At 69.5% G+C, this 14,563-nt stretch carries 11 protein-coding genes; all 11 read right to left on the bottom strand.

Annotation, left to right across the window (positions count from 1 at the left end; all coding sequences use genetic code 11):
• Positions 1-3: 3 nt before the first annotated feature.
• The 11 genes from BMZ38_RS04345 to BMZ38_RS04395 all read right to left on the bottom strand — a co-directional run bounded on the left by BMZ38_RS04345 (position 4) and on the right by BMZ38_RS04395 (position 14,556).
• On the bottom strand, positions 4-720 hold the full coding sequence (locus tag BMZ38_RS04345) for a hypothetical protein (RefSeq protein WP_217638717.1): 717 nt from the start codon (positions 718-720) through the stop codon (positions 4-6).
• Between the two features lie 41 nt (positions 721-761).
• The gene (locus tag BMZ38_RS04350; protein WP_091334649.1) at positions 762-3,881 is read right to left on the bottom strand and encodes an efflux RND transporter permease subunit; all 3,120 of its coding nucleotides are present in this window, start codon (positions 3,879-3,881) and stop codon (positions 762-764) included.
• Positions 3,878-5,047: an efflux RND transporter periplasmic adaptor subunit gene (locus BMZ38_RS04355; RefSeq protein WP_091334654.1), complete on the bottom strand. Its 1,170-nt coding sequence runs from the start codon at positions 5,045-5,047 to the stop codon at positions 3,878-3,880. The genes BMZ38_RS04350 and BMZ38_RS04355 overlap by 4 nt, the downstream gene beginning before the upstream one ends.
• A complete protein-coding gene (locus BMZ38_RS04360) occupies positions 5,037-6,554 on the bottom strand; it encodes an efflux transporter outer membrane subunit (protein ID WP_139202382.1) in 1,518 nt (505 codons plus the stop codon). The genes BMZ38_RS04355 and BMZ38_RS04360 overlap by 11 nt, the downstream gene beginning before the upstream one ends.
• 223 nt (positions 6,555-6,777) lie before the next feature.
• A complete protein-coding gene (gene trpE, locus BMZ38_RS04365) occupies positions 6,778-8,253 on the bottom strand; it encodes an anthranilate synthase component I (RefSeq protein WP_091334656.1) in 1,476 nt (491 codons plus the stop codon).
• An 84-nt stretch (positions 8,254-8,337) separates the two neighbouring features.
• Positions 8,338-10,353 (bottom strand): ATP-binding protein, encoded by a 2,016-nt coding sequence (locus BMZ38_RS04370; RefSeq protein ID WP_091334658.1) that lies wholly within the window; start codon positions 10,351-10,353, stop codon positions 8,338-8,340.
• A gap of 32 nt (positions 10,354-10,385) precedes the next feature.
• Complete coding sequence (locus BMZ38_RS04375) at positions 10,386-10,943, bottom strand: hypothetical protein (protein WP_091335616.1); 558 nt, start codon at positions 10,941-10,943, stop codon at positions 10,386-10,388.
• Complete coding sequence (gene pdsR, locus BMZ38_RS04380) at positions 10,940-11,629, bottom strand: proteobacterial dedicated sortase system response regulator (protein ID WP_091334660.1); 690 nt, start codon at positions 11,627-11,629, stop codon at positions 10,940-10,942. Before pdsR ends, BMZ38_RS04375 begins: the two co-directional genes overlap by 4 nt.
• Before the next feature lie 985 nt (positions 11,630-12,614).
• Positions 12,615-13,283, bottom strand: coding sequence for a ribulose-phosphate 3-epimerase (rpe, locus tag BMZ38_RS04385; protein WP_091334662.1), 669 nt, complete (start codon positions 13,281-13,283; stop codon positions 12,615-12,617).
• A 167-nt stretch (positions 13,284-13,450) separates the two neighbouring features.
• A complete protein-coding gene (gene djlA / locus BMZ38_RS04390) occupies positions 13,451-14,248 on the bottom strand; it encodes a co-chaperone DjlA (protein ID WP_091334664.1) in 798 nt (265 codons plus the stop codon).
• Positions 14,245-14,556, bottom strand: coding sequence for a c-type cytochrome (locus BMZ38_RS04395; protein WP_091334666.1), 312 nt, complete (start codon positions 14,554-14,556; stop codon positions 14,245-14,247). The genes djlA and BMZ38_RS04395 overlap by 4 nt, the downstream gene beginning before the upstream one ends.
• Positions 14,557-14,563: the final 7 nt, after the last annotated feature.

Genomic DNA, 14,563 nt, shown 5'->3' on the forward strand with positions numbered 1-14,563 from the left:
AGGCTACCGGCGCGTCGCCGGCGGCGGGAAGGCGAGCACCTGCTCGGTGTAGGTCTCCACCAGCGCACTGAACGGCCGGCCCTGCGCATCCTCCAACAGGGCGCGGTGCTGCAGCAGCTGGTGCGGCAGCACGAGCGGCTGGCTGCCGGCGGCTGGCAGGCCGTGCATCTCCCAACCCTCCGGCAGCGGCGACCACAGCAACCGCGCGGACAGCGTGTGGCGGCGGAAGCGCAGCGGCGCGACCACCTTGCCGAAGGGCGTGTCGCCGTGGTCGAGCGCCTGGTTCATCGCCCCGGTGAGATGTGCGGGCAGGTACCAGTTGTCGGCTTCGGAGAGCACATGGTCGCCGCAGGCCAGCTGCACGCGGCGGTAGCGCACCGGCGTGCCGGCCTCGATGCCGAGCGCACGGCGCAGGTCCTCGGGCAGCGGCTTGCTCACCTTGCGGTCGCGCCGGGCGAACACCTTGGGCGTGGTTGCCAGGCGATGCGCGCCACACCAGCGCTCCAGCGTGAGCGTGGCGCTCGGATGGCTGAGCAGGTCGGCGTTGAGCGTCTGCAGCAGGGCCAGCGCCTCGGCACGGGCCAGCGGCGTGTCCGGCCACTGGGCCGCGGCGGCGGTCACCGGAAGCAGCACGCCGAGCCACAGCGCAGGCAGGCATCGCCATCGCGCCGCGCGGGTGGTCCTGGCGGCGCCGTGCGATGCCGCGCGATCGTCCTGCATGCGTCTTCCCCGGATGGTCGATCGGGGAAGTGTAGCGAGGGCTACACCTCCAGCCGATCCTGCGGCCGCGCCACCACCGCATACAACGCCGGCATCAGGAACACGCTGATCAGCAGGCGGGTGAACAGGCCGCTGACGATCACCAGCGCGAACGGCCGCTGCGTATCGGTGCCCACGCCGGTGGCCAGTGCCGCCGGCAACAGGCCAAGCGCGGCGACCAGCGCGGTCATCATGATCGGACGCAGGCGCAGGATCGCCGCCGCGCGGACCGCCTCGGCCAGCGGCGTGCCATTGCGGCGCAGTTCGTTGACGTAGGAGATGTACACCACCGCGGTCTGCACCGAGACGCCGAACAGCGCCAGGAACCCGATCCCCGAGGACACCGAGAACGGCGTGCCGGTGAGCCACAGCGCCACCAGTCCCCCGACCGGCGCCGACAAGACCACGCCGAGCACGGTGATGAAGGGGAACTTGAAGTTGCTGTAGAGCGTGAACAGCAGCAGGAAGATCAGCGCCAGGGTCAGCGGCACGATCACGTTGAGCTGCGCGCGCGAGGCGGTGTATTCGGAGTACTCGCCGCCCCAGTCGGCGCGATAGCTCTGCGGCAGCTTCACCTGCTTGCCGACCTGCGCCATCGCGTCCTCCACCGCACCGGCCAGGTCGCGCCCTTCCACCGAGAACTGCACGCCGATGTAGCGCGAGTTGTTCTCGCGGTAGATGAAGGAGGCACCGTCGGTGACGTGGATGTCCGCCAGCGTCTTGAGCGGAATCTGCTGGCCGGCCGGGGTGGCGACCAGGATGTTGCCGATCGCCTGCGGATCGTCGCGGTAGGGCTTGTCCAGCCGCACCACGAGGTCGAACTGCTTCTCGCCCTGGATCACCTGGGTGGCCACGTCGCCGCCGATCGCGGTCTGGATCAGCCCGTTGATGTCGTCGACGTTGAGCCCGTAGCGGGCGATCGCCGCGCGATCGATGACGATGCTCAGGGATGGCTGCCCCAGCTCCTGCACCAGCGACACATTGTGGATACCTCGCACCCGCTCGAGCACGTGCTTGATCGCCTTGCCCTTCTTCTGCAGCGTGTCCAGGTCGGGACCGAACACCTTCACCGCCAGGGCGCTCTTGAGGCCCGTCTCGGCCTCGTCCACCGCGTCCTCGGCCGGTTGGGTGTAGTTGAAGACGATGCCGGGGAAGGCGGCGAGCTTCTTGTTGATCGCCTCGATCAGCTCGGGCTTGGTGCGGTACGCGCCGTGCCACTCCGAATACGGCTTCAGCGCGACATAGAACTCGACGTTGAAGAAGCCGGTGGCGTCGGTGCCGTCGTCCGGGCGGCCCAGTTCGGAGGCGACCGTGGTGACCTCCGGGAACGAGCGCAGGATCTTCCTGATCTGCGGGGTGACCTTGGCCGACTCGTCGAAGGAGATCGTGTAGGGCATGGTCGCGCGCACCCACAGTGCGCCCTCGTCCAGGTGCGGCATGAACTCCGCGCCGATGCCCGGTATCAGCAGCAGCGACGCGCCCAGCAGCAAGGCCGAGGCGACGATGGTGCCGCGCGCGTGCGCCAGGCAGACATCCAGCCCCTTCGCGTAGGCCGACTTGATCCATTCGAAGACCGCGTTGCGCCGCTCCCGCACGCCCTTGCGCATGAGCCACGAGCACAGCACCGGCAGCAGCGTCAACGTGACCACCAGCGAGCCGACCAGCGCGAACACCATGGTGTCGGCCATCGGCTTGAACAGCGTGCCGGACGGGCCGGACAGCACGTAGATCGGCAGGAAGCTGACCACGATCACCGCCACCGCGTAGAACAGTGGCCGGTCCACCTCGGCCGCGGCGTCGCGGATGATCTCCACGACGTCGAAGTGCTCGCCTTCGCGGTCGGCGATCTGCCGGTAGATGTTTTCCACCATCACCACCGCCGCATCGACCAGGATGCCGAAGTCCACCGCGCCGATCGACAGCAGGTTGGCCGAGGCGTGCTGCAGGTCCAGGCAGGTGAAGGCGAAAAGCAGCGCCAGCGGGATGGTGGCGGCCACGATCAGGCCGGCGCGCACGTCGTAGAGGAAGAAGATCAGCACCACGACCACCAGCAGCATGCCGCGCACGAGGTTTTCGCGCACGATCCGCGTGGTCAGCGCGACCAGGTCGCTGCGGTCGTAGAACGGATGGATCTTGATGTCGCCCGGCAGGACGTGTTCGTTGAGTTCCTTCGTCTTGGCCTCGACGCGACGGAGCACGTCCTGGGTCTTCTCGCCGGTGCGCAGCGAGATCACGCCTTCCACCGCGTCGTCCTGGTTCTCGTAGCCGAATTCGCCCAGCCGCGGCGCAATGCCGACGGCGACGCGGCCGACGTCCTTGACCAGCACCGGCTTGCCGTCGTGCACGGCCAGCACCACGTTGCCGATGTCTTCGAGCGTGACCAGCCGGCCGACGCCGCGCACGTAGTAGAACTGCCCGCCCTGGGAGTAGAAGCCGCCGCCGGCGTTGGCGTTGTTGGCGCCGAGCGCGGCCTGCACCTGCGTTGCACTGAGGCCGGCGCCGGCGAGCTTCACCGGATCGAGCAGCACCTGATACTGCATGGTGCCGCCGCCGAAGCCGGAGTCGTCGGCCACGCCGGGCACGGCGCGGTACTGCGGCTCGATGACCCAGTCCTCGATGGTCTTGAGTTCCGCCGGCGTGCGGTCGGAACTTTGCAGCACGTAGCGGTAGATCAGCCCCGAGGGCGAGGACATCGGCGAGACCGACGGCGCGATGCCGTCGGGCAGTTCGAGGTCGCCGAGCCGGTTGAAGACTTCCTGGCGGTCGAGCTCGTAGTCGCTGCCGCCGGCGAAATTGAGCGTCACGTCGGACAGGCCGTACAGCGACACCGAACGCGTGCTGGTGGTCCTGGGAATGCCGGTCATGCCCCGCTCGACCGGCACCGTGATCAGCCGCTCGACTTCCTCGGCGGTGTGGCCGGGCCACTGCGTGACGATGTCCACGCTGGGCGGCGACAGGTCCGGATAGGCGTCCACCGGCAGGCGCTGCAGCGCGCGGATGCCGGCACCGACCAGTACCAGCGTCAGCAGCGCGACCAGCAGGCGCTGGCCCAGCGACGCACCGACCAGGCGATTCATCAGCGACGCCGAACGCGGCGGCATCGGAGGCAGGTGGTCGCTCATTGGCTTTGCATGAACTGGACGAACAGGCCGCCCTGGGCCACCACCTGCTCGCCGGCCTGCAGGCCTTCGGAGACCTGGTAGCGGTCACCGCTGCGGTAACCGAGTGTCACGCGCCGGCGGGCGAAGCTGCCGTCGTGCTGCGCGACGTAGACGAACGGCAGGTTCTCGTCGTCGCGCAGGAACGCCGACACCGGCACCAGCAGGCCACGGTCGGTCTGGCGCGACTGGATGCGCACGCGCACGTACATCTGCTTCTTCAGCAGCCCGTGGGCGTTGTCGACCCGCACACGCACCGGCACCGCGCGCGTGTCCGGATCGACCACCGCACCGATGTTGTCCACCACGCCGGGCAGCGTGCCGGTGCTGCCGGCATCGATGCGGGCTGGATCGCCGATGCTTACCGCGGCCAGTTCGCCGGGCGCGACCTGCGCCATCACCCACATGCGCGAGAGATCGGCCACGGTGAAGCAGGCGGTGCTGCCGGCCTGCAGCAACTGGCCCGGCGTGATGAGCTTCTCCGCCACGGTGCCGGCGACCGGCGCGCGGATCACCGCCTCGACGTGCGCCGGCGGCTTGCCCGACTGGATTGCCTTGATCGTCTGCGGGTCGGTGTCGAGCGCGAGCAATGCCTGCAGCGCGGCGTCACGGTCGGCATCGGCACTGGCGGCATCGGTCAGGGCCTGCTCCAGTTCGCGCCGGGGCACGCCTTCGTGCGCGCTCAGGTCGCGGTCCGCATCGGCCAGCCGTCGCGCGTTGCGGGCGGCGACCAGCGCCTTGCTGTAGGCGCCGACGGCCGCCGCGAAGTCCGGCGAATTGACCCGCGCCAGCGGCTGTCCCTTGTCGACGTGCTGCCCGGCGCTCACCAGCAATTGCGTGACCGGGCCGGAGAACGGCGCCAGCACGCTGGTGGCCTGGTCGTTGTCGAAGTCGACCACGCCGGTGGCCTCGATCGCCTTGTGGAAAGGCCCGGAGACGACCGTGTCCAGCGTGATGTGCTGACGCTGCGCGGCGGTCAACGTGGCGTTGTGCGGGGCATCGGCCGGCGGCGCCGGCTTGTCCGTGGACGAGCCGCATCCACCGAGCAGGCTGGCGAGGGTCAACGCCGTGGCGGCGAGCAGGGCACGCGGCGGGCGGCGCGCAGTCGTGCAGGCGCGGTCAGGGGTCATGGGAAGCCTTGGTTGAAGTCGTATGGGCTGCGGTCGCCGGGTGGTCGTCCTGCGCCAGGTCGGCGCGATGCCACCAGCCGCCGCCGAGTGCCTGGAACAGCGCCACCGTGTCGGCGTAGCGGCTAGCCTGCGCCTGCACCAGGCTGACGCGCGCCTGCAACGCGGCCTGCTCCGCGGCGAGTACGGCGAGGTAGCCGGCGTAGCCGTCCTTCCACTGCCGCTGCGAAAGGTCCAGCGTCACCCGGGCGGCCTTGTCGGCGGCGGCGGCGGCCTGCAGCGCCTGCGCATCCTGCTGCAGCGCGGTCAGCGTGTCGGCGACGTCCTCGAACGCCGCCAATACCGTGCTGCGGTATTGCTCCGCGGCCTGCGTGTAGGCGGCCTTGGCGGCGCGTTCCTGGTGCCTGAGCGAGCCACCCTGGAAGATCGGCGCGGCAAGCCCCGCGCCCAACCCCCAGAAGCCGGTGCCCGACGTGAACAGGTTGCGGATCGCCAGTGCCGTGCTGCCGGCATCGGCACTCAACGTGAGGTTGGGCAGGCGGTTGGCGATGGCGACGCCGACCTGGGCGCTGGCCGCGTGCAGGTTGGCCTGCGCCTGCAGCACGTCGGGCCGCTGCGCGACCAGCGCCGAGGGCAGGCTGAGCGGCAGTTCCTGCGGCAGTTGCAAGTCGGACAGCTCGAACGCCGCGGCCGGCCCCTCGCCGGGAAAGCGGCCGGCAAGCACGGACAGCCGGTGCTGCTGTTGCGCCAGCTGTGTGCGCAGTGCCGGCAGCGAGGCGTTGACCTGCGCCAGCTGGGTCTCCTGCGCGGCCACGTCGAGCCGGCCGATGTAACCCTTGGCCAGCTGGTAGCGCATGATCGAAAGCACGTGCGCGCTGAGCCCAGCCAGCTCCTGCGTGGCCTTGAGCTGTTCACGCAGCGAGGCGACCTGGATCGCGGTAACCGCCACGTTGGCGCCCAGCGCCATGTCGGCGGCGATCATCTCGTAGCGCGCGACCTGCGCCTGCGCCTGGAGCGCCTCGACCGTGCGCCGGTTCAGCCCGAACACATCGGGCATGTAGGACACGCTGACCTGCGCGGTGAGCAGGTTGTACAGGGAGGCGTTGGAGCTGGGCACCGGCGCCAGTGCGCCGGGCGGGTCCTGCTGGCGGTTCGCCGAGAGGCCCACGCCGACGCTGGGATAGTAGGCTCCGCGGCCGGCCAGTGCATTTTCGCGCGCCGCGAGCAGCGCGGCCTGCGCGGCCTTGAGGTCGGGATTGCGGGCCAGTGCCTGCTTGACCAACGCGTCGAGCGCGGGCGAATGGAACAGTTGCCACCATTGCGCGGGAATGTCGCCGCCCCGCTCGAAGCGCTGGGACGCCCCGCCCGGGACACCGGCAGTGGCCACCGTCGAGGTCGCCGGCGCAGCGGTGTAATGCGACACCGCCGGTGCCGCGGGACGCTGGAAGTCCGGGCCCACCGCGCATCCGGCCAGTAGCATAGAGGCCAGCACGGCGGACTTCTTGATCATGCGGATGCGTCTTCGGGCGGAAGGAGGGGCGAAACGATATAACGTTGCAGTCCAGCCATGGTATGCCGGAAGTCATGCACGCGAGCGAAAGTTTTTGCGCACGTCGCCTGGGAGCCCGGCATGCCCGGAAGAAGCCCCGCGTCAATGAGGGATTGGGGCGAGTCCCCCTCACCCCAGCCCTATCCCGGCAGGAGAAGGCGCCAGAGCCACGCAGTGGTCGCCTTCAGAGCCCCTTGGCCGCCTGCGCCACCGCGCGGAACAGGGCGCGGCCCTTGTTCATCGTTTCCTCCCACTCCGCCGCCGGGTCGGAGTCGTAGACGATGCCGGCACCGGCCTGCACGTGCAGGCGGCCGTCCTGGATCACCGCGGTGCGGATGGCGATGGCGGTGTCCGCGTCGCCCCACCAGCCGATCCAGCCGATCGCGCCGGCGTAGATGTTGCGCTTGTACGGTTCCAGTTCCTGGATGATTTCCAGCGCACGGATCTTGGGCGCACCGGAGAGGGTGCCGGCCGGGAACGTGGCCTTGAGCACGTCCATGTAGGAAAGCCCCTCCCGCGCCGCGCCCTGCACCTGCGAGACGATGTGCATGACGTGCGAGTAGCGTTCGATCACGAACGACTCGCTCACCTCGACCGTGCCCGTCTGGCTGATGCGGCCAATGTCGTTGCGGCCCAGGTCGATCAGCATCACATGCTCGGCGCGCTCCTTCGGGTCGGCCAGCAGCTCGGCCTCCAGCGCGAGGTCTTCCTCTTCGGTGGCGCCCCGCTTGCGAGTGCCGGCCAGCGGTCGCACTACTACCTTGCCGTCCTTCAGCCGCGCCAGGATCTCCGGCGAGGAGCCAACGATCTGCGTGGCGCCCAGGTCGACGAAGTACATGTACGGCGAGGGATTGAGCGCGCGAAGGGCGCGGTACACGTCGACCGGGCGCGCGTTGAAACCCACGCTCAGGCGCTGCGAGGGCACCACCTGGAAGATGTCGCCGGCGCGGATGTGTTCCTTCGCCTTCTCCACCATCGCCTCGAACTCGGGCCGGGTGAAGGAAGATTTGAAGTCGCCTTCGTCGAGCGCGGTGGACTGGGTCAGCTGCGGATACGAGGCGCCACCCTGGCGTAGCCGGTAGACCAGTGCATCGAGCCGGCGCTGCGCGTGCGCGTAGGCCTGCGGCTGCGACGGGTCCGCGTGCACGATCAGGTACAGGCGCCCCTTGAGGTTGTCGAAGACGGCCACTTCCTCGGCCAGCATCAGCAGCACGTCGGGCGTACCCAGTTCGTCCGCGCGGTCCCACCGGGCCAGCCGCGGCTCGATGTAGCCGATCGTCTCGAAGCCGAAGTAGCCGACCAGGCCGCCCGTGAAGGCGGGCAGCTCCGGCAGGTGCGGCACCGAATACTGCGTACGCAGCCGCTCGATCTCGCCCAGCGGATCGTCCAGGTGGCGGCGCTCGACCACTTCCCCGGCCTCCTCGACTTCCAGTTCGGGCCCGTGCAGGCGGTACACACGCTTCGCCGGCAGGCCGATGATCGAATAGCGTCCCCAGGTGGCGCCGCCCTCGACCGATTCGAACAGGAAGGTATAGGGACCGTCGGCGAGCTTCAGGTACACCGACAGCGGCGTGTCGAGGTCGGAGAAGACCTCGCGCACCAGCGGAATGCGCGTGTGCCCTTCGGCAGCCAGCGCGTCGAATTGGTCTCGGGAGATCACATGCGGATCCGGACGGCTAAACAGTCCCCCACGATAGCAGCCCCACGCCCCCAGGAGCAGCGGGATGCCCCATGGCCTGCCCGGTCACAGCCGCTGGCGCGGCATGTTGCGCAGGCGCAGGGTGAAGGCCACGCCGCTGCCGTCCCCTAGGTTGCCGGCGCTGGCGCTGCCGCCGTGGCGTTCGGCGACCAGGCGCACCACGTAAAGCCCAAGGCCCAGGTGCGGCGCATCGCCCGGGGTGGCCTTGTCGCGCAGGCTGACCAGCGAGTCGAACAGGCGCGCCTGCATCGCCGCGGGCAACGGCGGTCCCTGGTTGGCGAGGGTAATTTCGGCGCCATCCTCGCGGGCGATGAGCGCCAGCCGCAGCCAGCCGTCGGCGGGGGTGAACGAGAGCGCGTTGTCGAGCAGCTTGTCCAACGCCTGGGCGATCAGCTCGGGCGCGCAATGCATCGGCAGCGGCGCCTCGGGCAATTGGCAGGTGAGCTCGCGGGCGCCGATCAGCGGGCGGTAGGCCTCGGCGCAGCCGCGCACCACCTCGCGCAGGTCGACGTCCTCCGCTTCGGCGGCCGCGATCGCGCGCTCCATCCGGCTGGCCTCGCTCATCGCGCGCACCAGCGTGCCCAGCCGTGCCACGCCGTCGCGGGCGCGGGCCAGGTAGGGCTGCGCCTCCGGCGGCAACGCGGCGTTGGCCTGCAGTGCGTGCTCGAGGTTGTCCAGCGAGCTCTTGACGATCGCCAGCGGCGTGTTGAGTTCGTGCGAGAGCTTGGAAGCCAGCGTGCGCAGGTAATCGGTATAGCCGCCGACCGCCTCGAACAGGCGCTCGAAGCTGCGCGCCAGGTCGCCGATCTCGTCCGGTGCCGCGGTGAGCGGGAAACGCCCCTGGGCGAACAGGCCGTCGATGCGCCCGTCGGCCATCTGGGCGCGCTCGGCGGCATCGCGCAGGCGGCCCAGGCGCAGGCTCAGGCGCGTGGCGAACCACAGCAGGATGCCGCCGGCCACCAGCAGCACCCCGAAGCTGGTCGCCAGCAGGGTGAACAAGGCACGGTTGGCCAGCAGCGGCACGGTGGTGCTGGCCTGTTCGAGCAGCAGCACCCCACGTACCCGGCCGGGCGTGCCGATCGGCACCGCGGCGGCGAGCACCACGCTGGCGCGGGTCTCGCCGTCGCGCCACACGGTGGACGGCTTGCCGGCGCGGGCCCGGGCGATCTCGGGCAGGTCCAGGCGTGGGGCGTCCTGGGTCCAGGAGGCGGCGTCCTCGACGGGGTTGGCAAGCAGCGCGCGATAGACCAGCGCGGAGAACCAGCCCGGCTGCGGTCCGCCGGCCTGCAGATGCCCGCTTTGCGCCAGCAGCCAGCCAGTGGGCGCCAACACGCGGGCACGCACCTCCTCCGGCGCCAGGCGGTCGAGCTCCTGCGCCAGGGTCGGCGAGTAGTGCCACAGCGATCGCGCATCGACCGCCAGCGGGTCGCCACCGGCCGAGGCGTCGTACAGTCCCAGGCCGAGCCGGTCCACGACCAGTGGGCGTGGCAGCTGCACCTCGACACGCCAGCCGCCACCATCCTCCTGCCACTGCCCGACCAGCCGGTCGGGCCAGCCGGGCACCGGCGGATCGAGCAGCCGCGCGGTGAAACTGCCCGGCGCGGCGCTGGCCAGCAGGTAGCGCAGGCGCGCGTCGCCGCGGTCGAGTTCGAGGATGAGGTGATCGGCGCGCAATGCACCCGGGTCGTCCGCATCGGCGCGCACGCGCCGGGTCTGGCGCTGCTGCACGTAGAGGTAGAACCCGTCGGCGTCCTCGGCCAGCAGCACGCTGCCGCGCGGACCCAGCGGCTGGCTCCACGGCGTCAGCGGCGCCCAGTCGTCGCCGTAGCCGTCGACGGTGATCGGCGTGGCGGCCTGTTCGACATACCAGCCGCGAGCGTCCTGCGGCAGGGCGGCGCCGGTCGCCACCAGGCTGCGCGCCACTGCCCGCGCGGAGGCGACCAGCGCCTGCGCCTGGCCTTCGCGCAACAGCGTCTCCATCTGCCGCACGTACAACCAGCCGGCCACCGGCAGAGCCAGCGTGCACAGGGCGACCAGCAGCAGCTTGCGGCGCAGGTTCATTGCATCAGCTTGGGGTAATCCGTCGCTGCGGGCTAGCGGGGCGCGGCCGTTCGCCGATAACCGGTGCCGACAACGACGCGCATGAAGTCATCGAGCAATGCCGCGCGCTGCGGGTCTGCATCCTTGAAGCTCATCGACCAGCTCAGGCGGATGCCGGTGGCCTTGCCCGGATCGCAGAACACCACGGCGTCGTCGACCTTGTCGCTGCCCTCGAACACCACCGCTTCGCACGGCATCGCGCGATGGCGGACCGGAAAGCGGGCGACCTTGGCCGCCGGGTCGGCCTGAAGGTAATGCTCGCGGTCGGCGTCGAGCTCCGCATCGAGGCTGGCGAGCTTGCGGGGCCAGACATTGAGCACCATGACTCCGTAGGGCTCCCCGGTCCACTCGCCACGGTAGATCACCAGGTTCACGCCGATGGCGCGTGCGTAGGTACAGCAGTCGGCGGTCCAGCCGGCCGGCGTGGGCGCATGGACGGTCCAGCCGGGCACGTCGCGGTCGGGCTTGCCCTGGGCGGTGGCTTCGCCTGGCGCGTCGGCGGCAACAGCTGCGGCGACGAGCAGCAGCAAGGCGCCGATCAACCGCCTCACGGCTTCCACCGGTAACCGACGCCGTGCACGGTTTCGATCGCATCGAAATCGGGCGCCAGCGCGACGAATTTCTTGCGGATGCGCTTGATGTGCGAGGTGATGGTGGCATCGTCCACCACCAGTTCCGCCTCGCGCATCAGCTGGTCGCGGTTCTTCACGTGGCCGGGGAAGCGCACCAGCGTGTGCACCATCCAGAACTCGGTGACGGTGAGCGGGATCTCGGCGCCGTTCCAGGTCACGCGCATGCGCTCGGATTCGAGCTTGAGCGGCCCGTGCGCGATCACCGTCTCGCTGGATGCCGGCGCCTTCAGCGATTCGATGCGGCGGAACAGCGCCGCAATCCGCGCGGCCAGCTGGTGCAGGCTGGTGTCCTTGCTGAGGTAGTCGTCGGCGCCCAGGCGCAGGCCCGAGATCACGTCGAAATCCGAATCGCGCGCGGTAAGGAAAATGATCGGCAACGTGGCCGACTTGGCGCGCAGCTCGCGGCAGAGGTCGAAGCCGCCTTCGGGTTCATCGCCCAGGCCGATATCGATGATCACCAGTTCCGGCAGCTTCATCGCGAAAGCGGTGGACGCCTCCTGCCGCGAACCGTAGCCGCGCGTGTCGTAGCCGAAGCGGTTCAGCGCCTCGACATAGTTGGCGCGGATGAGCGGTTCGTCCTCGACGATGGCGATGCTGCGGCCCATGACTGGTCTCCCTTTCGGTGGCGCGCAGCGTGCTATGCGCGCCGCCGCGGCGCAAGGCGGGCGGCGCGACTGCCCGCGTTTTGCCCGATCCGGCCCGCACTGCGCCCGCGCGATGCCGCTGCGTGCGCCCGGCGCCGGCGTCTTATGCAGCTGACTCCGGAGAGATGCCATGAACAACGCCGCCAGCAAACCCGATCCCAACGCCGAGCTGCGCCACTTCGAACCGTTGCGCGTGGTGCTGGCATTGGGCGCCCTGCTGCTCGGCCTCGTCATGGGTATCCACTGAAGGAGACGTGCCATGTCTTTGGAGTATGTCGACCCGTTTGCCGTGGAAGGCGTCGAAGCACCCGTCGCGCACGGAAGCGCGGCGGGTGCGGGCGAGGAGCCGGATCCCGACTGGCAGCCGCTCTGATCGCCTTCGCTCCTATAAGGCTTTCCGTTAGCCCCGTTCCTTCCCCTCCCTGCGAGGGGATTTTTTTGCCACTGCCCAGGCCGGTTGCGGGCGCCAGCCCGCCGCGCGACCCCAGACACAGGCGGTCACCAACCGTCCAGGCCGCCGGCTCGCAACGAGGCGTGCGCTTGTTCCGGCTTCGGCGCGAAAAATTTTGCTGCTGCCGTGGAACCAACCGGGGACGCGCCGGTCTTGCTGTAGTGGCGGGCGTCGTCCATTGCCGTGGATTACACCGTCGTCGCCCCCCGGCGACGGCCAGGCGCCCGCTCTGGTGGACTCCTCAACGCGTCCCATTCCGACGACGCTTATCCCGGTGCTCCGCGCACCGGGATTTCTTTTTGCGCCACGCGAAAGCTCGACGCTACTTGTCGGTCTTCGGGACGGGTGCCGATACCTGCTGCAAGGAACCCACGGTGACGTGTCCCCTCCGTTCCCACCCTCGCGCGACTAACTATAAGTGGCTCACCCCGTCCACAAGCTAGCAAACCGGGCGCATGGCTGCCTGCGCTAACGACCCGTCGCTGCGGGCAGCCGTCACCCGATGGCCCGCCGCATCGCGGCGACGACCTTCGCGTAGTCGGGCGCGCCGAAAATGGCCGAGCCGGCAACAAAGGTATCGGCGCCGGCTGCCGCGATCTCGCCGATGTTCTCGGCACTGACGCCACCGTCGATCTCCAGCCGTACGGCGCGACCTCTCTCATCGATGCGGCGGCGCACCTCGCGCAGCTTGGCCAGCGCCTCGGGGATGAACTTCTGCCCGCCGAAACCCGGATTGACCGACATGATCAGCACCAGGTCGAGCTTGTCGAGCACGTGGTCCAGCCAGTTGAGCGGCGTGGCCGGATTGAACACCAGGCCGGCCTGGCAACCGGCGTCGTGGATCAGGCCGATGGTGCGGTCGACGTGTTCGCTCGCTTCCGGGTGAAAACTGATCAGGCTGGCGCCGGCCTTGGCGAAATCCGGCGCGATGCGGTCGACCGGCTTGACCATCAGGTGCACGTCGATCGGCGCGGTGATGCCGTAGTCGCGCAAGGCTTTCAACACCATCGGGCCCATCGTGAGATTGGGCACGTAGTGGTTGTCCATCACGTCGAAATGCACCCAGTCGCCGCCGGCGGCCAGTACGTTGGCGGTGTCCTCGCCCAAGCGGGCGAAGTTGGCGGAGAGGATGGAAGGAGCGATGACGGGCGATTGCTTGCTCATGGACGGATCCCGGGAAGGTTTTCTTCAGCCGTTCGCCCTGAGCGTAGCGCAGCGAAGCCGAAGGGCTGGTGGGTGATGGAAAGGTGGTTCGGCTCCGGCCTGCAGCCTGCGTTCAGAGCGAACGGTCCGTGTTGGCGCCTGGAGCGGATCGTATCGGCCGCGCCTCACTAGAACCCCTTCTCCGCCTTGATCCGCTCGTATGCCGCGTTGATCTCGCTGGCGCGCGCCTCGGCACGCTTGCGCATGTCCTCGGGCAGGTCGCCGAGGCGGTCGGGGTGGTGCTCGGAAATCAGCTTGCGATAGGCGCGCTTGATGGCGCGCTCGTCCGCGTTGCGCGTAATGCCGAGCACGGTGTAAGGATCGGGACCGTGGGTGTTGCGATGCGGTGGCACGTAACCGCCGCCGCTGCCGCGCCTGCGGTCGCCGGCGGCAGCGTTCCAGGCGTAACCTTTCATCGCCATCAGCGCCATCAGTTCCATGTCGCTGATGCGCAGGGCGAAGGCGAGCTGGCGCAGGATGCCCATTTTCTCCGGTGGCGGATTGCCCTCGGCGAGCACCGTCTCGATCACCACGTCCAGCACGGGAAAGGCATGATCGCGGCGCATGCCGACCCAGCGGCGCAGGCCGTCGATCGCCGGTGTGACGTCGAACTCCGGTTGCTTGCCCTGGTTGAAGCTGGCGATGGCCTGCCTGCGCTGCTCGCCGGTGAGGCCCATGCGGGTCATCATGCGCTCGGCCACCGCGATCTCGGCCTCCGACACGCGCCCGTCCGACTTGGCTACGGCGCCGAGCAGGGCGAACAGCGGGCCGTACAGCCCGTCCATCTGCGGTGCCGCGCGGTAACGCTGGCTCTGGCGGAGGCTGTCGATGACGAAGCCGATCACCGCGCCGACGATCGCGCCGGGCAGGCCGTGGCCGAGGATCAGGCCGACGAAGGCCAGCACCAGCGTGGAGGAAAGGTTCATGGCCGCGCCTGCGGTGCCGGCGGCTGTGCGCTGTACCAGCGTGCCAGCGCATCCAGCTCGGCATCGCTGACGGGCCCGATCGCCGCGCGCATCACCGCCACGTCGCGCCGGCCGTCGTGGTATTGCGCCAGCGCGTTGCGCAGGTAGTCCAGACGTTGTCCGGCGAGGTTGGGCGCGCCGGGCATCTGCGCCATGCCAGTCTCGCCATGGCAGGCGGCGCACAGGCCCAGCCGGGCCGGACGGGCGGGGGCAGCGGCAAAAACAGGCAGGGCGGCGACCAGCAGCGCCGCAAGCAGGACGAGTCGCATCGGCAGG

Source organism: Frateuria terrea (assembly GCF_900115705.1).
Classification (GTDB): Bacteria; Pseudomonadota; Gammaproteobacteria; order Xanthomonadales; family Rhodanobacteraceae; genus Frateuria_A; species Frateuria_A terrea.

Coding starts and splice junctions, on each gene's coding strand:
- BMZ38_RS04345 (WP_217638717.1), bottom strand. CDS start 720: ATGCAGGACGATCGCGCGGCATCGCACGGCGCCGCCAGGACCACCCGC.
- BMZ38_RS04350 (WP_091334649.1), bottom strand. CDS start 3,881: ATGAGCGACCACCTGCCTCCGATGCCGCCGCGTTCGGCGTCGCTGATG.
- BMZ38_RS04355 (WP_091334654.1), bottom strand. CDS start 5,047: ATGACCCCTGACCGCGCCTGCACGACTGCGCGCCGCCCGCCGCGTGCC.
- BMZ38_RS04360 (WP_139202382.1), bottom strand. CDS start 6,554: ATGATCAAGAAGTCCGCCGTGCTGGCCTCTATGCTACTGGCCGGATGC.
- BMZ38_RS04370 (WP_091334658.1), bottom strand. CDS start 10,353: ATGAACCTGCGCCGCAAGCTGCTGCTGGTCGCCCTGTGCACGCTGGCT.
- pdsR (WP_091334660.1), bottom strand. CDS start 11,629: ATGGGCCGCAGCATCGCCATCGTCGAGGACGAACCGCTCATCCGCGCC.
- rpe (WP_091334662.1), bottom strand. CDS start 13,283: ATGAGCAAGCAATCGCCCGTCATCGCTCCTTCCATCCTCTCCGCCAAC.
- djlA (WP_091334664.1), bottom strand. CDS start 14,248: ATGAACCTTTCCTCCACGCTGGTGCTGGCCTTCGTCGGCCTGATCCTC.
- BMZ38_RS04395 (WP_091334666.1), bottom strand. CDS start 14,556: ATGCGACTCGTCCTGCTTGCGGCGCTGCTGGTCGCCGCCCTGCCTGTT.